This window comes from Azospirillum sp. FG154 (assembly GCF_057809575.1).
In genome coordinates this window covers 17,272-39,370 of record NZ_JBMDKF010000007.1, presented here as the reverse complement: position 1 = coordinate 39,370, position 22,099 = coordinate 17,272, and the positions used below count along the sequence as shown (strand labels likewise).

The following is a 22,099-nucleotide window of genomic DNA, read 5'->3' as shown; positions in this document are numbered from 1 at the left end:
CCTCAGCCGAGCCGGTCCTGAACGGCGCGCCAGAAGGCCGCCGGGTTCAGCCGGTCGCGGACATGGTCGCGGCCCCGTTCGGCGATCGCGCGGGCTTCGGCGGGATGGTCCAGATAATGGCGGGCCTTGGCGACCAAATCGGCGGCGTCGGCAAAGGGGACGTAATGCTCCATCGGGCGCAACCAATGCTCGGTCGCCGGGTTGGCTTGCTCCAGCAGCAGCGCGCCGGACAGCAGCGCCTCGAACACCCGCGCCTTGACGTGCGGCGTTCCGCCGGTCTGGCTGTTGGAAAGATTGATCGTCAGGCGTGAACGCCGCAGGGTGTCCGCATAGTCGTCATAGGTCAACGGCGCGCCGCCGCGCTGTCCGCCCAGCCGATGAACCGGCAAGCCGGTCGCCTCGACCTCGGCCAGAAAGGCGGCGCGCGCTTCGCGCAATTGGCCAACAAAGCTGATCGGTATGTCCCGCGCGCCGCCCGCGTCCCGGAAAAGGTCGGGATCGGCGAAGGCCCAAGCGCCCAGCGTCGGCAACCCGGGCAACCGGGCCTCCGCCAAGCTTTGCGGCAGATCCATGGCGATGAACAGGTCCGCGTGCGCGCCCAGTCGCCACGCTGGCTCAGCCCCCCAGGAATCGGCCAGATCATAGAGCGACGCCGCCAATTTAAAACCATGCCGCCGCCGCAGGTCCGCAACCGCCTCAACGCTCGGATCAAGGGCGCGCAGCAGAGCGTTCACCTGCGGCGTCCACAGGACGATGTCCGGGTCAAGCTCCGCGACCGCCTGTGCGAACAGGCGGTCGATCAAGCCAGCGTCAAGCCCTCCCCCAGACCGCAACGCCAGTTCATCAAGAAAAAAGCCCGCCGCCCCGCCAGGATGCGTTTTTTCCCGGGCGTCCACCCCATACAGCATGGTGTTCGACGCGCCGCGCCGGGGATCCAGCAGGAACCAGCGTTCGCTGACGAACAGGATCAGCGGCTCCCGCCGTTGCCCGCGTGGCGTGACCGAAACAGAAAGGCCAGGCTCCGGCCACCAGCCCAGGGGGTGGGGCGGCGCGTCCTCCGGCCCCAGACCGGCGCGGATCTCGGCCAGCAGGGCGCGGCAATAGCTGGCGCTCGCCAGATCGGCGCGGCCCAGCGCCTCGTAGCTTTTTTGCAAATCCTGGTGGAAGACCGGGACGAAAGGGTGCAGGGCGGCGGCCCGCGCCAACCAGGGAATGGACGCCTGCGCCTGCCCGGCCTGACGCAGGAACACGCCATACAGCCGCAGCGCGTTGTGATTGGCCGGGTTGACGCCCAACACCCGGCGCAGCAACGTCACCGCCTTCAACGCGCGGCCCGCGTGGTGGAACGCGATGGCGGCGTCGATCACATCCTGTTCGATCATGCTTTGATCCGGCACGGTTGGCGGCTCCGCAGCGCTCAACGAAACCCTTGGGGGCGTCGGCACTGTGCCGGACCCGCCCGCGACACTTCAAGCGCCGTCAGTTCAAGCGCCATCAACCGACGGCGATCTTCAGGGCCAAGGGAATCAGCAGAAGGGCGAAGATCTTTTTCAACAGCGGCCCCGGCAAACGCGCGGACAGTTTCGCCCCCAGCGGCGCGGTCAACGCGCTCGCCACGCCGATTTCCAGCAAAGCGGGGAGATGCAGATAGCCGATTTGCCCCGGCAGATCGACGCCGTCGCGCAGGCCAAGCGCGGTGTAGAGCAGCGCCCCGGCCACCGTCACCGGCAGGCCGATGGCGGTCGAGGTGGCGACGGCGCGCGTCATCGGATGGCCGCGTCCGCTGAGGAACGGCACCATCAGCACGCCGCCACCCGCCCCGATGAAGCTGCCCGCCAACCCGATCAACGCCCCGCCCAGCCGGTAGACCTTCGGAGACTCCGCGCCGGACGACGGTCCCGCCGCCACCGACGGCGAAGGCTTGCCCGCGCCGCCGGTCAGCATCCGCCACGCGGTGACGAGCAGGAACACACCCACCACCAGCCGCAGCGCGGCGGCGGGCAGATGGGTGGCGACGGCGGCGCCGACCACGACTCCGGTGACGCTGGCGACAATGGTGACGCGGAAGACCGGCCACAGAACGTTGCCCAACCGATGGTGCGACAGCACCGAGGAGACCGACGTCACCGCCACCACCGCCATGGAGGTCGCCAGCGCGGTGAGCGGCGCGGCGTCCGCCGGAACGCCAAGCCACGGCAAGACCAGGGTCAGCAGCGGCACGGCGATCAACGCCGTCCCCACCCCCAACGCGCCGAGCGTCACGCCGCCCACCGCGCCACCGGCCAAAAAGATCAATGCCCCGCCCATGACGCCGCCCCCCAACCCTCGGGAGCGGCACTGTATGCGGCGCCGGTAGGTTCGGCAACGCTTGCCCCCTCCCCGACCCTCCCCCGCGTTGCGGGAGAGGGAGGCTTGATCCTGGTCGGCGCACGGCGGAGTTCCCTCTCCCGCCACAGGCGGGGGAGGGTTAGGGAGGGGGCAAAGCCCCAACCAGCCTCGCCCCCTTCGTTCAGCGGAGCGCGGCGGCGGCTACAGCCCCAAACGCGACCACAGCAGGCGTTCTTCCACCGCCGCGACCGCCGCCGACGGCAAGGCTTCGGCCAAAACCGCGCCCGCGCCGACCACATCGCCGCCGGACAGCGCGGCGCGGAAGCCCAGCTTGTCGCGGAACCAGCCGCGTTCCGCCTCGACCACCCGCAGCCGGACCTTTTCGCCGAAACGCCCGCGCAGCACGCCGCGCAGATCGCCCAACCCGTCGATCAAGCCCAGTTCCTTCGCCTTGCGCCCGGCCCAGAAGGCGCCGGAGAAGATCTCCTCCTCCGCCCCGGTCAACCGGGCGCCGCGCCGGGCGCGGACCAGCGCCTTGAAGGCGTCATGGACGTCGGCCTGCAAGGATTTGAGATGAGCGACCCCGTCCGCCCGCTCCGGCGAAAAGGGGTCGAGCAGGACCTTGTTTTCCCCGGCGGTGTAAAGCCGACGCTCCACGCCATGCCGGGCGATGAAGTCATGCAGGCCGAACCCCGACGACACCACGCCGATGGATCCCAGGACCGAGCTTTCGTCCGCCCAAATCTCATCCGCCGCGCAGGCCAGCCAATAGCCGCCGGACGCCGCCGCGTCCTCGCAAAAGGCGAAGACGGGCAGCTTCTTTTCCTCGGCCAGATCGCGGATGCGCTTGGCGATCAAGGCCGACTGCACCGGCGACCCGCCCGGCGAATTGACGACCAGCGCGACCGCCGCCTGCTCCTTGGGCGCGAAGGCGCGCTCCAACAGCGGGGCGAGGGCGGCCAACGTCAGGCCGGGACGAAACGCCCCGCCCGCGCCGATCACCCCGGACAGCCGGACCACGGACACCAACGGCCCGGCGTTGCGCCAGGGGCCGAAGGGGAGTTTCTTCAACAGGGAATGCAGGCTCATGCCGCGACAAATGGGGTCGCGCCGCCGCTCTGTCAAAGCGCCAACGCGCCCGCCCCGCGCAAAATTCGCTCGGCTTCAGCGGTGTAGGCGCCGTCGGCCCCGTGCACGGTGACGCCCGCCGTCAACCGGGCGGGGGTGCGCACGCCTTTCCGCGCGGCGACCAGCACGCGCTTGGCCTCCTGCCCGGCCTTCGGCCACAGGGGCACGAGGACCAGCCCGCCAAAGCGCCCGCGCAGCGCGTCGAAAATGTCGTCGATCCGGTCGGCGCGGTGGACCAGCGTCACCATCCCGCGCGGCTTCAGCATGGCGTCGGCGAAGCGCAGCCAGTCGGGCAGGCGCGCCGCGCCCTCCACATTCGCCGCCGCCTTCCAGGGGTCGGGCGGCGGACTCGCCCCGTCGGCCCGCAGATAGGGGGGATTCATCATGACCCGGTCAAAGGAACCGGGGCGCAGCTCCGGCGGCGGCGCCAGCAAATCGCCCTCCACCACCCGCACCCGCTCGGCCAGACCGTTCAGGGCGGCGTTGCGCCGGGCGAAGGCGGCGGCGTCGGCCCGCTGCTCCAGCCCCACCACCGACGCGCCCGCCACCCGCGCGGCGAGACACAACGCCGCAGCCCCGGTGCCGGTCCCGACGTCCAGCACGCGGTCGCCGTCGCGGGCGTCGGTGATCGCCGCCAGAAACACCGGGTCGATGGCGGCGCGGTAGCCGCCATCCGGCTGGACCAACCGAACCCGTCCGTTCAGCAGAAAATCGCAGGGCGGCGGTTCAAAAGCCTGCCCGGGGGACGCGCCGCTCACGCCTCGCCCGCCTCGCGCAAGACGCGGAAGGCTTGGGCGCCGTCCTCCTCATCCACCATAAGCCGTTGGGGGATGGCGCCGATGGATCCCTCCAACAGGCTGGTGTGGGCGTCGAACAGCACAGCCTCAATCCCGGCGTCGGCCAACAGGGCGATCAACCAGGACAATCGGACCGGATCGGTGGTTCGCAGCAATTCTCTCATGGTCCGACACGTCCACAACGCCCCTGCGGGCTTGACCAAGAAGGCTAGGCCGTTATGCTCCCTACCGCAATTCCTGGCGTCAATCACCTGTGGAGTCGACCTTGGCGGTCGTGACCAATCTCGAGCCGAACCGGCGCACGTCCACCCCGCTCGATGACCTCACCGCTCTGGTGGCCGAAGACCTGAGCGCCGTCAACGAGATCATCGTCCAAAACATGCAGTCGTCGGTGGAGCTGATTCCCCAGCTCGCCGGGTATCTGATCGCGGCGGGCGGCAAACGGCTGCGCCCGGTTCTGACGCTGGCCGCCGCCAATCTGTGCGGCTATTCCGGCGACAAGCACCGGCTGTTGGCGGCGGTGGTGGAGTTCATCCACAGCGCCACCCTGCTGCACGACGACGTGGTGGACGAAAGCGACCTGCGGCGCGGTCTGGCCTCGGCCAACGCGGTGTTCGGCAACAAGGCCAGCGTGCTGGTCGGCGATTTCCTGTTCTCCCGCTCCTTCGAGATGATGGTGCGGGTCGGATCGCTCGACGTGCTGCGCATCCTGTCCCGCGCGTCCGCCGTCATCGCCGAGGGCGAGGTGCTGCAACTGCGCACCACCAACGACACCGAGACGACCGAAGAGGCCTATCTGGAGGTCATCAAGGGCAAGACCGCCGAACTGTTCGCCGCCGCCTGCAAGGTCGGCGCGGTGGTCGCGGACCGGCCCGAGGCCGAGGCGCAGGCGCTCTACGATTACGGGATGAATCTGGGCATCGCCTTCCAGTTGGTGGACGACGTGCTGGATTACTCCGCGCTTCAGGCGACGCTGGGCAAGACGGTCGGCGACGATTTCCGCGAAGGCAAGCTGACCCTGCCCGTCGTGCTGTCGATCAGCCGGGCCGACGAGGCTGAGAAAGCCTTCTGGCACCGGACCATGGAGGAGTTGGAGCAGACTGACGGCGACCTGGAGCACGCCCAGGCGCTGATGGCCAAGCACAACGCGCTGGCCGAAACGGTGGAGCGCGCCCGCCGCTATGGCGCGCTCGCCCGCGCCAACCTCGCCCCCTTCCCCGACAGCCCGATCAAGCGCGCCATGCTGGAAGTCATTGATTTCGTGATCGACCGGGATTTCTGAGTCCCGCATATTTTTTCGCCGTGTGACGCTTTTTTGCGTTGCGCACCGGGTCCAGCCCGTCTATATACCCGTCCCACCGGCGGACGTCACCGCCCGCCGGACCTGAACGGAGTGTAGCTCAGCCTGGTAGAGCACTGCTTTCGGGAGGCAGGGGCCGGAGGTTCGAATCCTCTCACTCCGACCAGTTGAAAAGGCCCTTCAGAGCGATCTGAAGGGCCTTTTCCATGTCTGGGTCCACGTCGGGCGATCCGCGTCGGACCGACTCAAACCAGTCTCACGGCCCACATCCTCACCGCCCAATTCGCCAAGCCCGTCGCGCGCTTGCCGGACGCCATCCAACACTACGACGCCGCACCACCTGCGGAAGGCTTCGGCGGGGCCTCCGGCAGCCCGTGGAAGTCGTTGGCCGTCACCGCGCCGCCGGTGGCCGCCACGATGCGGGCCATCATCGCCGGACGCGGCACGCGGCGGCCATGGCGGTAGCGGTTCACCGCCGCCTGGCTAACGCCGATGCTGGCGGCGAAGGAGTCTTCCTTGGTGGCGGTGCGGGCGAGCCAATCATCGAGCGTCATACCGCAACGGTTTAACCCATTTGGACTTTTTCACGCAAGCCGCATGAGCGCGGCATATTGGACTTTTTCAAACCGATCTGGTATGAAAGCGGCATGTCCACACTCCGCGCATTGCGGCAGGCCGCCGGGCTGAGCCAGGAGAAACTGGCCGAGCTGGCGGGAACCTCGCAGCCGCAAATCAACAAGCTGGAAACCGGCCAGCGCAAGATGACCGTCGATTGGGCGGTCAAGCTGGCCCGCCCCTTGGGCGTGGAGCCGACCAGCCTGCTGGGGCTGGACGCCGACGCGATGGAGCCAGCCGCCGCGTCGGTCTCGCGCCCGCCCGCCCGCCGGGCTTCGCCGCCGCCCCTGCTGCGCGCGTCGCCGACGCCCGCCGCGTCCTATGGCGGAACAATGCCTGGCGGAGTGGCCGAACCGATGCCGGTGCGCGCCGCCGCCCGTGGCGGGGTGGATCAGGAAATGTTTCTGGAGGATGGCCCCATCGATTGGGTGGCCAAGCCCGACTATCTGAAAAACGCCCGCGATCCCTACGCCATGTATGTGGTCGGCGAATCGATGATGCCGCGCTTCCGCCCGGCCCAGCTTCTGCACGTCAACCCGCACAAGCCGCCCGCCGCCGGGGCCGGGGTGGTGGTGGTCAAGCGCAGCAAGGCGGTGCTGGTCAAGGAGTTCGTCCGCCGCGCGCCCGAGGGCGTCGTGCTGCGCGAATACCAGCCCGACGACCGCGAATTCACCGTGGACAACGCGGATCTGGACGCCATCCACACCGTGGTCGGCCTTCAGGAACCCTGACGCATACCTTTTTGGTATAGGGATTTTCTGGATTTAAAAGTCCAAATTGGATTAATCCTGATCGCAGAGCGGCCCACCGGCCCGCTCGCCGCCCCGGACGGACGCCGGGACCGCGCGACAGGGAGCCATCCATGCGCCACAAAACCCACCCCCGCTTTTTCCCCGGCCCCACCCGTGGCCATCTCGACAGCTTTTCCGAACAGGGCGCGCGCGAACTCGCCTGCCGCATCCGCAACGCCTGGGGCAAGTTGGGCTGGGACGTCGAGGTGCGGATCGAACGAATCTCCAGCGAGGACATCGGCGACATCCGCAGCAAGGCCCACTACACGGTGCGCAGCGACCTTGTGAACGGCATGGCGCAGCGCCGTCTGTCGGCGCCGCTGGCCAGCGCGTGACCTTCATGTCACCTTTTCTCATTTCGCCCCTGTTGACCTCCTCGGGATTCCTGTTAATCCCGGCTGCGCAAAGGCAATATGTGTCTGCGGGTGTTGCTACGGTTGTAAGCGTTCTATATAAACATACAGGTTATAAAGTGGGAGTTTGCGATGAAGGGTAGAACGGTTATCCACACGCTGCGCATCATATCGTCGTTTGCGCTCCTGGGTGCCGTTGTGACCGGCTCCCTGTTGGGGTGGGTTGACGATAGCTGGGGTGATGTCCGTGCTTATGGCGCGGCATTCGGTGGCATTGCTGCAACCGTCGCAAAAATTACGAACGTGATCTGACGGACGGTCGAAGTGGATGTTGCGTTAGCTTGGTTCCAGAAGATTGCGTCCCATATCGACGGCAACTGGATCGACATAGTGTCGCTCGCTATAGGCCTCATATTTGCAATAGTGCGCTGCAAAAAGATTGCCCCCAACAGGAAAGTTATCAGCAAGACCACCGGGATCGATGTCGCGAACGGAGTTGGGATCTTCCCACTCCTGGTCCTCGGGACATCGATTCTGTCAAGCTCACTGCTGAGTGAGTTGATGACCGCAAACCGCCTGATCCTTTCCGTGGCCGGGTTCACCGCCTTGTTTGCCATTCTTGAGGATTGGGACGTGGCTCCACCCCCATAATAAGCCTCGCCCACCGCCAAGCTACTCCTTGACCAGCGGGTCAAGCGCGCCCGGGGCCATCACCTCTTTCAAACTCTCCCAGGTGCGGGCCAAAGTCGCCGGGTGATGGGCCGTCATTTTCCAGAAATTGTTCACGTCCGGGACGTTGCGCGTCGCCTTGATGTCGTCGTAAACGGCGCACACCTCCGGGCTGGCGTCGGCGTGCTCGATGGGCGTCAAGGGCATGAAACACTCCTGCGGGGAACCGTTGGGTTGGGTGAACCTTGACCAGCAAAGCCCAGTCAACCTGACAATGCAACCATGGGCGGTTTTTCCACGCCCTGCGTCCTTCACCCACGTTGACCCGGACGCCGTCCTGCTGATAGTACAACGATCCAATATGGTCGCCTCACCCATCGTCCGTGGAGCGACCCACCAAAAAGAACACATCATAAAGAACACATCATAGAGTGTCCTACGTTCTCATGCAGCCCGCCGCCGGTTCAATCCCGACGCGGGAGCCGGGAGGAAGAGCGTGAACGGATCGGTCTTGGAGCGGCCTGCTGAACGGTCGCTTGGCGCGGAAGAGATTGCTCCACCGCCCCCCTTCGCCCAAGCGGCGGCGGGGTTGCGGCGCATCGCCCGCTTTCACGCCGAAGAGCCGACGGTCGCGTTCCTGAACGCCCTGCGCGCCGCTCCCTTGCGCGCCGAATCCGGCCTGCATCTGGATCGCGACGACGCCGCCCAGGCCATCGCCCTGCTTGACGAGATGGTCAGCGACCTGCCCGATCCGATCACCGAGGAGTCGGTTGATCCGTTGCGCGCCGACCACACCGCCATTTACCAGACCGACGTTTACCGCGCCTGCCCGACGGAATCCGCCTGGATGGTGGACGACGGCCAACCCTCCCCCGATCTCACCGCCACCCTGCGCCGCTGGCGTCAACACGCGGGCGTCATCGCCGATCCCCCCCTGCGCGCCGATCATCTGGTGTCGGAACTGCTGCTGCTCGCCAGCCTGCTGGACAATGGGCAGGCCGCCGACGCCACCCTGTTCCTCGACCAACACCCGTTGCGCTGGATTCCGTCCTTTTGCAGCCGGGTGGCCACCCGGTGCCGTGAACCCTTCTACGCCGGGGTCGCCATCCTCACCACCGCCCATCTCGACCATCTGCGCGACCTGCTGGGGGCCGCCTGCGGCCTGCCCCGCCCGCCCGATGACGACAACGCCGACACCCGCCGCCGCCGCTGGGCCGAAGGGCGTTTGCCGCGCACCTGCGGGTGCGACGCCTGAACGGGCCAAGCCAGTTTTTCACGATCAGCGAAGGCGAGCGGCGAGCGGCGATTCACCCATAAAAAAGGCCTCCACCCCGGCGGGTGAAGGCCCCTTTCGCGCGGTGGAAAAACCATCCGCGCCGAAATCACCAGCCGTTACTTGGCCGGGCGGATCACCGGGGTGAGCTGGTCGCCCCAGTTGCCGGTCTCGTTGTGGTAGCGGGCGGTGCGCATCAACTCGATCGTCACGCCAGCCTCAACCGCCTTGACGACCGACTCGTTCAGACGATGCAGGTTGTTGGCGACGATGCGGATGGCGCTTTCCTGCTCCGGCGAAAAGGCCGAACCTTCATCCGGCGGCGCGTCCTGAAAACCCGACTTGTTCGGCATGCGGTGTTCCTTCCCGTGATCTTGGTTGGCCGATGGCCCCGGCCAACCCGTTGGCCGCCCCGTTGGGCAGCCCCCTGATGGTGGCTGGTCGGCAAGCTTTAGCACATCGCGCGGTCAGGACAAACATCGCGGCGCCGCAACCGCTTGCGACCTTTGGCGCAGAGACGCGCGGCGAACCGACAGTCGGGGTTTGCCCCCGGCGCGGCTCCGCCCTAATTTGGTCGGCAAACAGAACTGTTCCACCCGATCAACCCAACAGAGCAGAGCATCATGACCGACAGCAGCAGCGCCCCGCGCAACGTCGCCTTTCTTGGGCTTGGCACGATGGGCGGCCCGATGGCCGGTCATCTCGCCAAGGCGGGGCACCATGTGACCGTCTACAACCGCACCGCCGCCAAGGCCGAGGCCTGGGTCGCCGCCCATGGCGGGCGCAGCGCCCCCACCCCGGAAGAGGCGGCGACCGGGGCCGACGTGGTGTTCCTGTGCGTCGGCGGCGATGACGACGTGCGCGCGGTGGCGACGGAGGCGATGACCGCACTGGCCCCCGGCGGCGTGATCGTCGATCACTCCACCGTGTCGGCCACCGTGTCGCGCGAGATGAACGCGCTGGCGGGCGCACACAAGGTCTTCTTCCTCGACGCGCCGGTGTCGGGCGGTCAGGCCGGGGCGGAAAAGGGCATTTTGACGGTGATGGTCGGCGGCGACACCGACGCCTTCGCCAAGGCCGAACCGCTTATGGCCTGCTTTGGCCGCTCCGTCGTCCATATGGGGCCGTCGGGCGCCGGACAATTGACCAAGATGGTCAACCAGATCTGCATCGCCGGTCTGGTCCAGGCGCTGGCCGAAGGGATGAGCTTCGCCCAGCAGGCCGGGTTGGACGGGCACAAGGTGGTGGACGTGATTTCCAAGGGCGCCGCGCAATCCTGGCAGATGGAAAATCGCGGCCACACCATGCTGGACGGCAAGTTCGATTTCGGCTTCGCCGTCGATTGGATGCGCAAGGATCTGGGCATCGTGCTGGACGAGGCGCGGCGCAATGGGGCGAAAGTGCCGGTGACGGCGCTGGTTGACCAGTTCTACGCCGACGTCCAGGCGATGGGCGGCAACCGCCTGGACACGTCGAGCCTGATGAAGCGGCTGACCCGCTGACCAGCTCCAGCCGGGCGGAGGTTACGCCTCCGCCCGGTCGAATTGCAGCGCCGCGAGTCGGGCGTACAGGCCGCCCTGCGCCACCAGTTCCGTATGCGTGCCGGTTTCGACGACTCGGCCCTGGTCCATCACGATGATGCGGTCGGCGGTCAGCACGGTGGCCAGCCGGTGGGCGACGATCAGGGTGGTGCGCCCCTTCATCAAACGGTCCAGCGCGTCCTGCACCATGCGCTCGCTTTCCGCGTCCAGCGCGCTGGTCGCCTCGTCGAGCAGCAGCACCGGCGGATCGCGCAGGATCGCCCGCGCGATGGCCAGGCGCTGGCGCTGGCCGCCCGACAGACGCACGCCCTTTTCCCCCAGGAAGGTGTTCAGCCCCTCCGGCAGCGCGTCGAGGAACTCCAGCGCGTGGGCGGCGTCCGCCGCCGCCCGCACTTCGTCGTCGGTGGCGTCGGGGCGACCATAGCGAATGTTCTCCCAGGCGTTGGCCGAGAAGACCACCGGGTCCTGCGCCACCAACCCCAGCCGCCGCCGCACCTCGATGGGGTCGGCGTCGCGGATGTCCACCCCGTCCAGCCGCACCGCGCCCGCCTGCGGGTCGTAATAGCGCAGCAAGAGCTGGAACACCGTGGATTTCCCGGCGCCGGAGGGGCCGACCAGCGCCACCCGCTCGCCCGGCTTGATGGCGAGCGTGAAGCCTTCCAGCGCCGCCCAGTCGGGCCGCGACGGGTAATGGAAGCGCACCGCGTCGAAGGACAGCGCGCCGCGCGCCGGAACCGGCAGCGCCGTCGGGACGGCGGGCGGCGCAACCTCCGATTCGATGGCCAGCAGGCCGAACAGCCGTTCGGTCGCCCCCGCCGCCCGTTGCAGATCGCCGATCACCTCGCTGATCGCCCCGACCGACCCGGCGACGACGACCGAATAGATGACGAAGGCCGACAGGTCGCCCGGCGTCAGCCGCCCGGTCAGCACGTCATGCCCGCCGATCCACAGGATGATCCCGACCGCGCCGAAGACCAGAACGATGACGATGACCGTCATGTAAGCGCGCACCCGCACCCGGTCGATGGCGACGTCGAAGGCGTCCTCCACCCGTTCGCCGAACAGGCGGCGGTCGATCATCTCGTGGGTGAAGGCCTGGACCGTGCGGATCGCCGACAGGGTTTCCTCGACGAAGGATCCGACGTCGGCGATGCGGTCCTGGCTGTCCTTCGACAATTTGCGGACCCGCCGCCCGAACAGCACGATGGGGGCGACGACCAGCGGCACCACCAGGGCCACCAGCCCGGTCAGCTTGGGCGACGTCACCAGCAGCATGCCGGCGCCGCCGAGAAACAGCAGCGTGTTGCGCAGCGCGATGGAGGCGGACGAACCGACCACCACCTGCAACAGCGTGGTGTCGGTGGTCAGGCGCGACAAGATTTCGCCCGTCTTGGTCGTCTCGAAAAAGCCCGGCGACAGGGTCAGCACATGGTCGAACACCGCGCGCCGAATGTCGGCGACCACCCGTTCGCCAATCCAACTCACCAGATAAAAGCGGCTGTAGGTGGAGGCCGCCATCAGCGCGATGACGCCCAGCATCACCAGCAGGGCGCGGTCCAACAGCCCGGCGTCCCCCGCCGCGAAGCCATGATCGACCAGCACCCGCATGCCCTGCCCCATGCCCAGCACGGTTCCGGCGGCGACGACCAGCGCCACCAGCGCCCCGGCGATCCGCCAGCGGTAGGGCTTGAGAAAGGGGATGAGGCGGCGCAGGGGGCCAAGGTCGCGCCGACGTTCGGCGGCCTTCAGGTCAACAGAATCGGAAATATGGGACACGAAGAACACCCGCAAGGCAGACGCGCAGGACGACGCGGATGGCGTGCCATATAGCGACGCCGCCGCATGGCGACAAGCCGCCGCCGGGCTGAAGCCTCGCGCTCAGCCCACAGCCTAAGCAGGTTTTCCAAACTCCGCCCACATATGGGCGGGCTTGGAAAACCTGCAAAACATAGAGTCCGCAGGTTTCTCCAGGCCGGGCCATGTGTGGCCCGATCTGGAGAAACCTGCTTAGGCCCCTTCCACCCGCCGCCAGCGCGGCCAACGGGCGATGGTCAGCGCCCGCAACAGCCATTCCGCCGGGCCGTAGGCGAAGCGCCGCAGCCACCAACGGCTGAACGGAAGCTGAAGCGCGAACAGCAGCGCCGCCAGCCCGCCCGCCGCCAGCGGCGACGCCCGCCCGATCAGGCCAAAGCCGTAGCCGGTGAACAGCAGCGCGCAGACCAACGACTGCGCCAGATAGTTGGACAGCGCCATCCGCCCCGCCGGGGCCAGCCAACCGGCCAACACGCGCCCTTTGCGGGTGTGAAAACCCAGCAGCAGGGCCGACCCATAGGCGGCGCTGAGCGGCGGCGCGGTCAACACGCACACGCCCAACCCAACCACGTCCCAGCCCGTCCCAACCAGACTCTGGCTGAGCCAGGCGTACAGCAGCGCCCCCGGCACGCCGATCAGCCCGCCCATCCACAGCAGACGACGGAACAGCGGGCGATGGGCCGGAACGGTCCGCAGCAGCTCCCGCCGCCCGGCGACAAAGCCAACGAGGAACATCGCCATGGCGCAAGGGGCCTGAATCGCCAGCAGCGTCGCCCAGACCGACGGCAGTTCCGACACGCGTTGGACGATCACCCGCCACGGATCGGCGCGGTAGGCCTCCTGCGCCGCCAGGGCTTGGGCGATGGCCGCCGCGCGATTCAGCCGCTCGCCGCCGACCCATTGCAACAGGCCAAGACCGAGCCAGACGGCGGCGCTCACCCCGATCAGCCACGCCGCCAACCGCAGGGCCGCCGAGTCGGTTCGATGGCGCAGCGCCAGCAAAACCAGCCCCAGCAGCGCGTAAATCGTCAGAATGTCGCCGTAGAACAGCAGCGCCCCATGCGCGAGGCCGATCGCCAACAACCCCGCCTGCCGCCGCAGCATCCGGCCCAGCAACGGCTCCCCCGCCCGCTCGGCGGCGGCCATCTGCAAGGTGACGCTGTAGCCGAACAGGAAGGAGAACAGCAGATAGAATTTCATCTCGAACAGCACGGCGACCAGCGCCCGCGCGGCGTGATCGACCAGCCCGTCATAGGTCGGATCGCCAACCCCAGCGCCGTAAAAGGCCGAGGCGAAGGCGTTGACGTTCACCAGCAGAATGCCGAACAACGCCGCCCCGCGCAGGGCGTCCACATCGGCGATGCGCCCGGCGTCCAAACCCGCCGCTCTCATGACGCCGCCCCGTCGTCGCCAACCGCCAAGAAGCGCAGGGCCATCCGACGCAGCGCCCCGCGCTGCTCCTGCGGACGAAAGGCGGGGTCGAGCGCCACCCGGTTGAACAGGCCATCGATCAGCGCCCCAATCCAGGCCGCCGCCGTCGTCGGGTCCAAGGCCGGGTCGATCCGGGACCGCGCGGCGGCGGCGCGCAACAGACCGCGCAACGCCTCTTGCAACGCCGCGTCGTTGCGCGCCACCCGCACCGCGACCAGCGAGTCGCGGGAAGCTTCCGCCGCCGTCTCCAACGCCAGCCGGACATAGGCCGGATCGGCGGCAAGATCGAGCGCGAGATCCAGGAAGCGCAGCAGATCGCCCAGCGGATCGTCGCCGGTCAGCGTGGCGAAATAGGCCGCCGTCTCCTCCGCCTCCTGGTCGATGATGGCGGCGATGATCGCCGACTTGCTGGGGAAATAATGGAACAGGTTCCCCGGACTGATCCCCGCCGCCGCGCACAGGTCGGCGGTGCTGGTCTGGTGGAACCCCTTGTCGGCGAAGCAAGCCGCCGCCGCCGTCAGGATCGCCCGCCGCCGCGCCGCGTGCTTCTCAGGATCAAGCTTGCGCGCCATGTCGTCTTCCGCCTCATTCATCGACCGACTAATCAGTCTATTAAATAGCCTCGCCGCGCCCTGTCATCAAGGGGAAGCGTGACGCCGCCGCCCCGACGCCCCGACGCCCCGACGATTGAATCGCCGCGACAGCGTGGATCGGGGTTGCGTCGCCGGGGGTGTTTTGGTATAGACCGCGCTCGTTTAGCAGGAACCCCGGCCATGAAGACTGACATTCACCCCGATTACCACGAGATCAACGTCGTCATGACCGACGGCACCTCGTTCAAGACCCGTTCCACCATGGGCAAGCCGGGCGACACCATCCGCCTCGACATCGACCCGAAGTCGCACCCGGCGTGGACTGGCGTCCAGAAGCTGTTGGACACCGGCGGGCAGATCGCCAAGTTCAACAAGCGTTTTGCTGGCTTCGGTCTCAAGAAGTAAGCTTTACCGCTGCACACGAAAAGGGCGCCCGAAGCTGTCGGGCGCCCTTTTCGCGTTTCTGTCAAAGCTTCTGTCAAAGCTGGAGCGTCAGACGCCCGCCGCCGTGTCCTCGCTCGCCTTGTCTTCATCCATCACGCTCGTCCCACCGTTCGCTTCGGCTTCCCGCCGAACCTCTTCGCCAACCATGCGGTCCAACCGCTCCACCCGCATGTACAAACGATGGCTGCGTTCCAGCAGACTGCGCAACCCAACGGGCAAATCTTCATTGTCCGGACCGGCCCCATCGGAACAAACCTCGCCGCCCGACAAGGCAAAATCTTCGCTGGCCCCTTTCGCCTTGGTGATTTCCCCGGCGTGAACCGCCTTTTGCGCCAGCAACCAAGCCATCACCTGGGTCAAACGGCTGGTCACGCGCATGGATTCATACGAAATTTGCAGCCGGACCTGCGGCGACAGCTTCCGATGCTCGGCCGCGTCGTGAAAGGCGATGTAATTTCGCGCTTCGATCAGAAGCGTCATGGTCTCGTCATACGGACCATTAAAGAAGAAGGTCTGCGAAACCATCACGCCATCCCCTTCCCGCAGCCATCAGGCGCTGGATTGAGGGTCGGCCCAACTGATTAACAATCTGTGACCGCCCTATGCGCGACAACCCTGACTGGTTGGCCACGGAGTTGGCGCGTCAGCGCGCATGCCCCTCTTGAACGGCCAAAGCCCCCTCCTATCTCTCGCTCATCCGGCGAACGCCCATAAGGGGTTCGTCGGAATCACCCACCAAGGGGGACCGACCATCGTCGTGGTCCCCAACCCGCTGTATCGCTCTTTTGGAGGATATGTCATGCGCAGCTATGATCTTTCGCCGCTGTTCCGCTCCACCGTCGGCTTCGACCGTCTGTCGCGTTTGTTGGAAAACGCGACCACCGGGGATGAGACATCCAGCAGCTACCCGCCCTACAACATTGAAAAGCTGAGCGACGACGCCTACCGGATCACCATGGCCGTCGCTGGATTTTCACTGGATGATCTGGCGATCACCGTCCATCAGAATTCCTTGATCGTCACCGGCAAGGCCAACAAGCCCGAAACCAGCGGCCAGTTTTTGCATCGCGGCATCGCCGGTCGGGCGTTCGAGCGCCGGTTCCAATTGGCGGACTTCATCAAGGTGGCGAACGCGTCGCTGCTGAATGGGCTTCTGCACATCGATCTGGCCCGCGAAGTCCCGGAAACGATGAAGCCTCGCGCCATTCCAATTGAAACGGTTCGCGCGGTGAATGGGCAACCGCCGGTTCTGACGCAACAGGCCGCGTAACCGCACGCGGCGCGCCATGGCGTCCCGGCCACCGGGGCGCCATGGCCGTTTCAAAACGCCATCGCCCAATCAGAAAGCAAAACGGCGCTCTGGATTGTGATTTGGTCAAACGACGTGACGCTTCACGTCGATTTCGATGTTGCCCGATCCGCTAACCGGGCGGCTTAGCGCAGCATGTCTTCCAGCGACAGAACCCGCTCCGGCGGCAAGCGGATCGTCACCGCGCACCCCTGTTCCAACTGGCTTTCGATGGTCAAGGAGCCGCCATGGGCCGCAACCAGCCGGTGCGCCAACGGCAAGCCCAACCCCAACCCGTCGAACGGTCGCGCCATCGACGGATCCAATTGGACAAAGGGTTCGGTGACTTTGGGAATGTTGGCCGGATCCATGCCAACTCCGGTGTCACGCACCACCAGCGTCACCCAACCATCCGCGTCGCGCCCTGCCGACACCGTGACGACGTCGTTGGGATGGCTGAACTTGACGCCGTTCGAGATCAGGTTGCACAGCGCCTGCCGCAAGCGGTGTTCATCACCCCGAATCGGCGGCAGATTCTCGTCCACCTGAACCGCCAACGTCACCGTGTTGTGATTCCCGGCAAATCGCATGTCGGACACCGCCTGCGTCACCAACGCGTCCAAATCCAGCGGCTCCTCCACCAGTTCCAGACGCCCGGTTTGGATGCGCGTGATGTCGAGAATATCGTCAATGATCGACAGAAGCTGTTCACCCGATCGGCGGATTGACGTCACATAGTCCGGATAAAGCTCCGTCGTCGGCTCCTCCAATTTCATTTCCAACAGTTGGGCGAAACCAATCACCGCGTTCAGCGGCGTGCGCAGCTCGTGACTCACGGTGGCGACGAAGACCGACTTGGCCTTGTCGGCGGCCTCCGCCGCGTCCTTCGCCGCGATCATCTCCTGTTCGGCTCGGCGTCGTTCGGTCACATCGCGCAGAATGCCGGTGTAAAAACGGCGACCGTCAACCTCGCTGGCGCTGACCGACAGTTCGATGGGAAACAAGGTCCCATCCGCCCGCCGCGCCTCGATGGAGCGGGAACGGGCGATCACCGCCGTGGTCTGCCCTGGTGGAAACTCAAACCTCTGGCCGTCCAACTCGCGCAATTGCGCCGCTGGAAACAAGGAATCCAGGGAATTCCACTGGATGTCAGAGGCGGCGACGCCGAACATCTCCTCCGCCGCGCGGTTGAAGCTGACCACGCAATCTTGGTCGTCGATGGTCAGGATGGCGTCCGCCGCCGTGTCGACGGTGGCCTTGTTGCGCGCCTCCGACAGCAGCAAGGCGTTGGCCGTGCGCACATACTCGCTGACGTCGGTGATGGTGCCGATGAATCCGCCATCGCCCTCCAGCGGAACGCGTTGGCACAACACCCGCATATCGACCGCCGCCGCCACATCGTGAAAGCGAAAATCCAGCAACAACGGGGCGGCGGCGGCGCCATCGTCCAAACCGCTGCGCCATTCGGCCTCGACCTGCGCGCGATCTTGTGGGTGAACCGCGTTCAACCACCCATTTCCCAGAAGCTGTTCCAACGTCAGCCCGGCGATGCTGGCGAAACGGGCGTTGGCGAAGATGATCTCACCCGCCGAATCCGTCTGGAAAATGCCGACTGGCGCCGATTCGGCCAGGGTTTGGTACCGCGCTTCGCTGACGCGCAACCGCTCGGCGGTGTCCAACTGCTCGGTCACATCGCGAACGTTCAGGACCACCCCGCCAATGTCCGGATCGTCCGACTGGTTGTTGCTGACCGCTTCGACCCAGCGCCAGCGGCCATCCGCGTGGCGAAACCGAAACACCACCGTGCTGGTGGTCGACGCGGAGGCGGTCAGGCGCGCCGCGATGCGCCGCCGCACCTCCTCCCGCTCATCGGGATGAGCGTGGTCGATCAATCGTGCGCCGATCAAATGGTCGGGGCTATACCCCAGAACCCGCGCCGCCGCCTCGCCGACATAGGAAAGCGAGCCGTCCGCAGCGACGACCACCGCCACGTCTCGGGCGTTGCGCATCAAGGCGCGCATCGTCTTTTCATTGACCTGCACGACGCCCTCCGACCAGCACCCCAAGGCGGCGATGGCGACCGACTCCGCCCAACCTCGGCCTCGACGGCGTTTCGCCCCAACAACCATCATAAGGGTAAGCTGATAAATATTAACGGATCATGTCAGCAGCGACATGATCGTTAACATTGCGTCTTCGGTCAGGATCAGGCGCGCTTCAGAGCAAGAAACGACGTCAGGGCGTCCAGAGTTGCGTCAGGCGCTTCGGTCATCACCATGTGACCTGTCGCCGGAATTGTGACGATTTGTGACCTCTTGACGCGATTTGCCAAAGCTCGTCCCGCTTTGACTGGGGCCATGCGGTCCAGCGCCCCCAAAACAAACAGGGCGGGACAGGCGACCGCGTCCGCCGCCGGGCCGCCTTGCGCGTAAGCGTTGCAGGCCGCCAGATCGACGCCCAGGACTCCGGGCTTCACCGCCGCCATCAACCGACGCCCACCAGGAATCAACGCCAAACCGGGCGTCGGGCCGCCGCCGCTGTGGCCACGCGGGCCATGGCCCCAACCGATCACCAACTCGATGGCCGATGGGTCCCCCGCAGCCGCCGCGACCAGAAGATCGGGATGAACCGGCATCCGCTCCGCCGCGCCCAACAAAGCCACCGCCTCCACCCGGTCAGGATGACGAGCGGCGGCGTCCAAGGCCACCAGCGCGCCCATCGAATGACCGATCAACGCCGCCTTGGCGACGCCCGCCACGTCCAGCAGCGCCACGACCCAATCAGCCAAAGCGGCGACGCTGTCCAACGGCTCACCGCCGGAACGGCCATGGCCCGGCAGATCCACCGCCAGCACCGACCGCCCGTGATGGGCCAGATATCGGGTTTGCAGGCTCCACACCGTGTGGTCCATGCCCGCGCCGTGCAGCAGAACGGCGACGGGCCGCGCCGGATCGAAAGGGCGCCCGCCGGTGTGGGCGTAGACGGCGTGGCCGTTGACGATCAGTTTGCCAATCGGCGACGGGTTGGCGGCGGTCGTGTCGGTGGTTTGCGTCATGGCAGGCTCACCCCTTGGCGGCGGCGCGCAGCGCCTGCTTCAGATCGTCGATCAAATCGTCGGAATCCTCCAACCCGATGGACAGGCGGATCATGTCCTCCCCCACGCCCGACGCGGCCAAGGCCGCCGCGTCAAGCTGGGCGTGGGTGGTGCTGGCCGGATGGATGACCAGCGACTTGGCGTCGCCGACGTTGGCGAGGTGCGAGAACAGCGACAGCGACTCGATGAAGCGCCGCCCGGCCTCGCGCCCGCCGCCCGGCCCCTTCACGCCAAAGGAAATAATCGAACCGCAACCGTTGGGCAGCAGCCGCGCGGCCAGGGCGTGATCGGGGTGATCGACCAGTTCGGGGTAAGACACCCAGGCGACCGCACCCTTGTCCGACGACAGTTCCGTTTCCAGAAAGGCGACGATTTTCCGCGCGTTGTGGATGTGGCCCTTCATGCGCAGGGGCAGCGTTTCCACCCCTTGCAGAATCTGAAAGGCGTTCATCGGACTCAGGCAGGCGCCGAAATCGCGCAAGCCTTCGGCGCGGGCGCGCATGATGAAGGCGGCGGGGCCATACTCTTCAGCGAAATCAACGCCGTGATACCCGGCGTAGGGTTCGGTCAGGGTTGGGAACTTGCCCGACGCCTCCCAATCGAACGTTCCGCCGTCGATCACCACCCCGCCGATGGCGACGCCATGCCCGGCCAGCCATTTGGTGCAGGAATGCATGACCAGATCGGCGCCATGGGCCAGCGGACGGCACAGATAGGGCGTGGTGAAGGTCGAATCGATCAGCAACGGCACGCCCGCCGCATGCGCGATGGCGGCGACGGCGGGAACGTCCAGCACCTCAAGCCCCGGATTGCCCAGCACCTCGCCAAAGACCAGCCGGGTTTCCGGGCGGATCGCGGCGCGGACGCCGTCCAGGTCGCGCGGGTGGACAAAGCTGGTGGTGATTCCAAAGCGCGGCAACGTGTAAGCCAGCAAATTCCGGCTGCCGCCATAAATGGAGGAGGAGGCGACGATGTGCCCGCCCGCGTCCATCAGCGTCAGAATCGCCAGCGTCAAGGCCGCCTGCCCGCTCGCCGTGCAGACCGCGCCGACGCCACCCTCCAAAATCGCCAACCGCTCTTCCAGAACCGCGACGGTCGGGTTGGAGATGCGGGAATAGATGTGGCCGGCGCGTTCCAGATTGAACAGAGCCGCCGCGTGGTCGGTGTCCTGAAAGACATAGGACGAGGTCATGTGAATCGGCACGGCCCGCGCCCCGGTGGCCGGATCGGGCCGTTGCCCCGCGTGCAGGCTTTGCGTGTCGAATTTCAGAAATTTGGCGTCGGCCATGTCCGTTTCCCCTCCCCTTGCCCCGCGCCGTGAGCGGCCAGAGCGGAAAACCGCGCGGGCGTCGCAAAAAGCGAGGGCCGCATCGAACGCGCGGCCCTCTTTCTTTTTTGCCTGCCCTGCTCAACCCGCGTTGGACGGTGTTGACGGTGCGGGAGCGTATGGAGACATGACGCGGACGTCAAGCCGGAGGACAGCGGCGCGCCCTCAATCAACCACGCCCGATCAAGCGCCGGACCACATTGACAGACGGCGGCGCAAGACCCACATTCGGGGACAGGCGGACAGGGACTGCAATTCCCTGCCCGCCCGACCCGATCCTTAGCGGTTCAGAAGATCAAGGCACGCCTTGATGATCTGCAACAGCAGGATCAGGAGAGTGAGGATTTTCGTCATCCCGCATTCTCCCTTGTGAGCGGCGGGGGCGACGGCCAGCCCGTCACCCCGTCCGCACAGCATCCCCTTGCACCACCGCGTTTGATTGCAAAAGCATGCGCTTTGATGAATCGCCCGGTTGAAATCGACGGCGGCGCCGTTTCGTCGCAGACCAGCGCTGTCAAATCGCAAAATATCTAATGTATGGTGGTCGCGTCGCCTTCGGGCCTGCACGATCAAAAGGATCACCATGCGCGCGGCATCTCTGGCTCTCGCCCTGTTTTTGGCCTGCGCGCCCTCCGTCGGCCACGCGGCGGAAGATCCGTTGGAATCCTTCAACCGACCGATGTTCGCCTTCAACAAGGGGCTGGTCGATTGGGTCATCAACCCGGTGGTCGACCATGTCGGCCCGTGGATTCCCGGCCCGGTGAAAACAGGTCTGGGCAACGCCTACGCCAATCTGACCGAGATCGAGATGGTTCTCGACAACGCTCTCCAAGGCAAGGCGACCGACACGGCGGTGTCGGCGACGCGCTTCGCCGTCAACTCCACCGTCGGCATTGGCGGCCTGTTCGATCCCGCCACCGCCGTCGGATTGACCCGGCGTGAGGCGAATTACGGCGCGTCGCTGTGCAAGACCGGCCTGCGCCCCGGCTCCTACCTTGTGTTGCCCTTCGTCGGGCCGACCAACACGGTGGGCGCGGTCGCGCTGACCGTCGGCGTCGCGGCGGAGGTTTACGCGTTGAGCTTCATCTCCACCACACTGGCGACCGTGGATTTCCTGGTCATTGATCTGGGCGGCTCGGCTTCGGCCCTGCGCCACGCCAAGAATGTGCCGACGGCGGGCGAAGACCTCTACGCGGTCCAGCGCGCCGACTATCAGGCCTACATCGACCAGGGCTGTGGCGGCGCGACCGAGGCGGCGGCCAAACCCGGCCCGCGCGTTCAGAACGCCCCCGCCACCCACGGATGACCCAGCGCG

Annotated in this window: 25 protein-coding genes and 1 tRNA gene; 10 read left to right on the top strand and 16 right to left on the bottom strand. The window is 66.5% G+C overall.

The features are described from left to right. Positions 1-2 precede the first annotated feature (2 nt). The 5 genes from ACODS4_RS10210 to ACODS4_RS10190 form a co-directional block, all read right to left on the bottom strand. Positions 3-1,382, bottom strand: a complete 1,380-nt coding sequence (locus ACODS4_RS10210) for a glycosyltransferase family protein (protein WP_488863238.1) — start codon at positions 1,380-1,382, stop codon at positions 3-5. A 112-nt stretch (positions 1,383-1,494) separates the two neighbouring features. After that, positions 1,495-2,307, bottom strand: a complete 813-nt coding sequence (locus tag ACODS4_RS10205) for a sulfite exporter TauE/SafE family protein (RefSeq protein WP_488863237.1) — start codon at positions 2,305-2,307, stop codon at positions 1,495-1,497. 222 nt (positions 2,308-2,529) lie between these two features. Continuing rightward, positions 2,530-3,417 (bottom strand): S49 family peptidase, encoded by an 888-nt coding sequence (locus ACODS4_RS10200; RefSeq protein ID WP_488863235.1) that lies wholly within the window; start codon positions 3,415-3,417, stop codon positions 2,530-2,532. A 32-nt stretch (positions 3,418-3,449) separates the two neighbouring features. After that, the gene (locus ACODS4_RS10195; RefSeq protein WP_488863233.1) at positions 3,450-4,214 is read right to left on the bottom strand and encodes a tRNA1(Val) (adenine(37)-N6)-methyltransferase; all 765 of its coding nucleotides are present in this window, start codon (positions 4,212-4,214) and stop codon (positions 3,450-3,452) included. Then, on the bottom strand, positions 4,211-4,417 hold the full coding sequence (locus ACODS4_RS10190) for a putative signal transducing protein (protein ID WP_488863231.1): 207 nt from the start codon (positions 4,415-4,417) through the stop codon (positions 4,211-4,213). The genes ACODS4_RS10195 and ACODS4_RS10190 overlap by 4 nt, the downstream gene beginning before the upstream one ends. 101 nt (positions 4,418-4,518) lie before the next feature. Here ACODS4_RS10190 and ACODS4_RS10185 point away from each other — a divergent pair, with 101 nt between their 5' ends. Both ACODS4_RS10185 and ACODS4_RS10180 read left to right on the top strand, forming a co-directional pair. Further along, positions 4,519-5,535 carry a polyprenyl synthetase family protein gene (locus tag ACODS4_RS10185; RefSeq protein WP_488863229.1) on the top strand — a complete coding sequence of 339 codons (1,017 nt, stop codon included), beginning with the start codon at positions 4,519-4,521 and terminating at the stop codon, positions 5,533-5,535. A 107-nt stretch (positions 5,536-5,642) separates the two neighbouring features. Continuing rightward, positions 5,643-5,719, top strand: a tRNA-Pro gene (locus ACODS4_RS10180). A 157-nt stretch (positions 5,720-5,876) separates the two neighbouring features. On the opposite strand, the gene ACODS4_RS10175 is transcribed toward ACODS4_RS10180, so the two are convergent. Beyond that, the gene (locus tag ACODS4_RS10175) at positions 5,877-6,107 is read right to left on the bottom strand and encodes a helix-turn-helix domain-containing protein (protein ID WP_488863227.1); all 231 of its coding nucleotides are present in this window, start codon (positions 6,105-6,107) and stop codon (positions 5,877-5,879) included. Positions 6,108-6,200: 93 nt separating this feature from the next. On the opposite strand from ACODS4_RS10175, the gene ACODS4_RS10170 reads away from it, so the two are divergent. From ACODS4_RS10170 to ACODS4_RS10160, 3 genes are all read left to right on the top strand, one after another. After that, positions 6,201-6,899 carry an XRE family transcriptional regulator gene (locus ACODS4_RS10170; protein ID WP_488863225.1) on the top strand — a complete coding sequence of 233 codons (699 nt, stop codon included), beginning with the start codon at positions 6,201-6,203 and terminating at the stop codon, positions 6,897-6,899. 131 nt (positions 6,900-7,030) lie between these two features. Further along, entirely contained in the window at positions 7,031-7,294 is a 264-nt protein-coding gene (locus ACODS4_RS10165) for a hypothetical protein (RefSeq protein ID WP_488863224.1), read from the top strand. A 150-nt stretch (positions 7,295-7,444) separates the two neighbouring features. Beyond that, positions 7,445-7,624, top strand: a complete 180-nt coding sequence (locus tag ACODS4_RS10160) for a hypothetical protein (protein ID WP_488863222.1) — start codon at positions 7,445-7,447, stop codon at positions 7,622-7,624. Between the two features lie 360 nt (positions 7,625-7,984). On the opposite strand, the gene ACODS4_RS10155 is transcribed toward ACODS4_RS10160, so the two are convergent. Beyond that, entirely contained in the window at positions 7,985-8,188 is a 204-nt protein-coding gene (locus ACODS4_RS10155; protein ID WP_488863220.1) for a hypothetical protein, read from the bottom strand. Between the two features lie 289 nt (positions 8,189-8,477). Between ACODS4_RS10155 and ACODS4_RS10150 the strand changes: the two genes are divergently transcribed. Beyond that, positions 8,478-9,236 (top strand): TorD/DmsD family molecular chaperone, encoded by a 759-nt coding sequence (locus tag ACODS4_RS10150; RefSeq protein WP_488863218.1) that lies wholly within the window; start codon positions 8,478-8,480, stop codon positions 9,234-9,236. A gap of 137 nt (positions 9,237-9,373) precedes the next feature. On the opposite strand, the gene ACODS4_RS10145 is transcribed toward ACODS4_RS10150, so the two are convergent. Beyond that, complete coding sequence (locus ACODS4_RS10145) at positions 9,374-9,607, bottom strand: SMc00767 family acetate metabolism repressor (protein WP_119832123.1); 234 nt, start codon at positions 9,605-9,607, stop codon at positions 9,374-9,376. A 270-nt stretch (positions 9,608-9,877) separates the two neighbouring features. Here ACODS4_RS10145 and ACODS4_RS10140 point away from each other — a divergent pair, with 270 nt between their 5' ends. Beyond that, entirely contained in the window at positions 9,878-10,756 is an 879-nt protein-coding gene (locus ACODS4_RS10140; RefSeq protein ID WP_488863216.1) for an NAD(P)-dependent oxidoreductase, read from the top strand. A gap of 21 nt (positions 10,757-10,777) precedes the next feature. Here ACODS4_RS10140 and ACODS4_RS10135 read toward each other — a convergent pair whose 3' ends face one another. The 3 genes from ACODS4_RS10135 to ACODS4_RS10125 form a co-directional block, all read right to left on the bottom strand. Beyond that, a complete protein-coding gene (locus ACODS4_RS10135) occupies positions 10,778-12,571 on the bottom strand; it encodes an ABC transporter transmembrane domain-containing protein (RefSeq protein ID WP_488863214.1) in 1,794 nt (597 codons plus the stop codon). A 231-nt stretch (positions 12,572-12,802) separates the two neighbouring features. Next, complete coding sequence (locus ACODS4_RS10130) at positions 12,803-13,999, bottom strand: DUF418 domain-containing protein (RefSeq protein ID WP_488863212.1); 1,197 nt, start codon at positions 13,997-13,999, stop codon at positions 12,803-12,805. Beyond that, positions 13,996-14,610, bottom strand: a complete 615-nt coding sequence (locus tag ACODS4_RS10125) for a TetR/AcrR family transcriptional regulator (protein ID WP_488863210.1) — start codon at positions 14,608-14,610, stop codon at positions 13,996-13,998. The genes ACODS4_RS10130 and ACODS4_RS10125 overlap by 4 nt, the downstream gene beginning before the upstream one ends. Before the next feature lie 201 nt (positions 14,611-14,811). Here ACODS4_RS10125 and rpmE point away from each other — a divergent pair, with 201 nt between their 5' ends. Then, a complete protein-coding gene (gene rpmE / locus ACODS4_RS10120) occupies positions 14,812-15,036 on the top strand; it encodes a 50S ribosomal protein L31 (protein WP_119832120.1) in 225 nt (74 codons plus the stop codon). 87 nt (positions 15,037-15,123) lie between these two features. Here rpmE and ACODS4_RS10115 read toward each other — a convergent pair whose 3' ends face one another. After that, positions 15,124-15,600: a DUF1465 family protein gene (locus ACODS4_RS10115; protein ID WP_488863208.1), complete on the bottom strand. Its 477-nt coding sequence runs from the start codon at positions 15,598-15,600 to the stop codon at positions 15,124-15,126. 274 nt (positions 15,601-15,874) lie between these two features. Between ACODS4_RS10115 and ACODS4_RS10110 the strand changes: the two genes are divergently transcribed. Continuing rightward, positions 15,875-16,345: an Hsp20 family protein gene (locus ACODS4_RS10110; RefSeq protein WP_488863206.1), complete on the top strand. Its 471-nt coding sequence runs from the start codon at positions 15,875-15,877 to the stop codon at positions 16,343-16,345. A gap of 164 nt (positions 16,346-16,509) precedes the next feature. Here ACODS4_RS10110 and ACODS4_RS10105 read toward each other — a convergent pair whose 3' ends face one another. The 4 genes from ACODS4_RS10105 to ACODS4_RS10090 form a co-directional block, all read right to left on the bottom strand. Continuing rightward, positions 16,510-18,495 (bottom strand): PAS domain S-box protein, encoded by a 1,986-nt coding sequence (locus ACODS4_RS10105; protein ID WP_488863205.1) that lies wholly within the window; start codon positions 18,493-18,495, stop codon positions 16,510-16,512. Positions 18,496-18,569: 74 nt separating this feature from the next. Next, positions 18,570-19,418 (bottom strand): alpha/beta fold hydrolase, encoded by an 849-nt coding sequence (locus tag ACODS4_RS10100; RefSeq protein ID WP_488863203.1) that lies wholly within the window; start codon positions 19,416-19,418, stop codon positions 18,570-18,572. A 7-nt stretch (positions 19,419-19,425) separates the two neighbouring features. Beyond that, positions 19,426-20,745: an O-acetylhomoserine aminocarboxypropyltransferase gene (locus ACODS4_RS10095; protein ID WP_488863202.1), complete on the bottom strand. Its 1,320-nt coding sequence runs from the start codon at positions 20,743-20,745 to the stop codon at positions 19,426-19,428. A gap of 318 nt (positions 20,746-21,063) precedes the next feature. Beyond that, positions 21,064-21,369 carry a hypothetical protein gene (locus ACODS4_RS10090; protein WP_488863200.1) on the bottom strand — a complete coding sequence of 102 codons (306 nt, stop codon included), beginning with the start codon at positions 21,367-21,369 and terminating at the stop codon, positions 21,064-21,066. Between ACODS4_RS10090 and ACODS4_RS10085 the strand changes: the two genes are divergently transcribed. Further along, entirely contained in the window at positions 21,368-22,090 is a 723-nt protein-coding gene (locus ACODS4_RS10085; protein WP_488863198.1) for an MlaA family lipoprotein, read from the top strand. The genes ACODS4_RS10090 and ACODS4_RS10085 overlap by 2 nt on opposite strands. Positions 22,091-22,099: the final 9 nt, after the last annotated feature.

Bases quoted from the DNA above. Each gene is read 5' to 3' on its own strand.
- ACODS4_RS10210 (WP_488863238.1), bottom strand. From the start codon at position 1,382: ATGATCGAACAGGATGTGATCGACGCCGCCATCGCGTTCCACCACGCG.
- ACODS4_RS10205 (WP_488863237.1), bottom strand. From the start codon at position 2,307: ATGGGCGGGGCATTGATCTTTTTGGCCGGTGGCGCGGTGGGCGGCGTG.
- ACODS4_RS10200 (WP_488863235.1), bottom strand. From the start codon at position 3,417: ATGAGCCTGCATTCCCTGTTGAAGAAACTCCCCTTCGGCCCCTGGCGC.
- ACODS4_RS10190 (WP_488863231.1), bottom strand. From the start codon at position 4,417: ATGAGAGAATTGCTGCGAACCACCGATCCGGTCCGATTGTCCTGGTTG.
- ACODS4_RS10175 (WP_488863227.1), bottom strand. From the start codon at position 6,107: ATGACGCTCGATGATTGGCTCGCCCGCACCGCCACCAAGGAAGACTCC.
- ACODS4_RS10170 (WP_488863225.1), top strand. From the start codon at position 6,201: ATGTCCACACTCCGCGCATTGCGGCAGGCCGCCGGGCTGAGCCAGGAG.
- ACODS4_RS10165 (WP_488863224.1), top strand. From the start codon at position 7,031: ATGCGCCACAAAACCCACCCCCGCTTTTTCCCCGGCCCCACCCGTGGC.
- ACODS4_RS10160 (WP_488863222.1), top strand. From the start codon at position 7,445: ATGAAGGGTAGAACGGTTATCCACACGCTGCGCATCATATCGTCGTTT.
- ACODS4_RS10155 (WP_488863220.1), bottom strand. From the start codon at position 8,188: ATGCCCTTGACGCCCATCGAGCACGCCGACGCCAGCCCGGAGGTGTGC.
- ACODS4_RS10145 (WP_119832123.1), bottom strand. From the start codon at position 9,607: ATGCCGAACAAGTCGGGTTTTCAGGACGCGCCGCCGGATGAAGGTTCG.
- ACODS4_RS10140 (WP_488863216.1), top strand. From the start codon at position 9,878: ATGACCGACAGCAGCAGCGCCCCGCGCAACGTCGCCTTTCTTGGGCTT.
- ACODS4_RS10130 (WP_488863212.1), bottom strand. From the start codon at position 13,999: ATGAGAGCGGCGGGTTTGGACGCCGGGCGCATCGCCGATGTGGACGCC.
- ACODS4_RS10125 (WP_488863210.1), bottom strand. From the start codon at position 14,610: ATGGCGCGCAAGCTTGATCCTGAGAAGCACGCGGCGCGGCGGCGGGCG.
- rpmE (WP_119832120.1), top strand. From the start codon at position 14,812: ATGAAGACTGACATTCACCCCGATTACCACGAGATCAACGTCGTCATG.
- ACODS4_RS10115 (WP_488863208.1), bottom strand. From the start codon at position 15,600: ATGGTTTCGCAGACCTTCTTCTTTAATGGTCCGTATGACGAGACCATG.
- ACODS4_RS10110 (WP_488863206.1), top strand. From the start codon at position 15,875: ATGCGCAGCTATGATCTTTCGCCGCTGTTCCGCTCCACCGTCGGCTTC.
- ACODS4_RS10105 (WP_488863205.1), bottom strand. From the start codon at position 18,495: ATGATGGTTGTTGGGGCGAAACGCCGTCGAGGCCGAGGTTGGGCGGAG.
- ACODS4_RS10100 (WP_488863203.1), bottom strand. From the start codon at position 19,418: ATGACGCAAACCACCGACACGACCGCCGCCAACCCGTCGCCGATTGGC.
- ACODS4_RS10095 (WP_488863202.1), bottom strand. From the start codon at position 20,745: ATGGCCGACGCCAAATTTCTGAAATTCGACACGCAAAGCCTGCACGCG.
- ACODS4_RS10085 (WP_488863198.1), top strand. From the start codon at position 21,368: ATGCGCGCGGCATCTCTGGCTCTCGCCCTGTTTTTGGCCTGCGCGCCC.
- ACODS4_RS10090 (WP_488863200.1), bottom strand. From the start codon at position 21,369: ATGGTGATCCTTTTGATCGTGCAGGCCCGAAGGCGACGCGACCACCAT.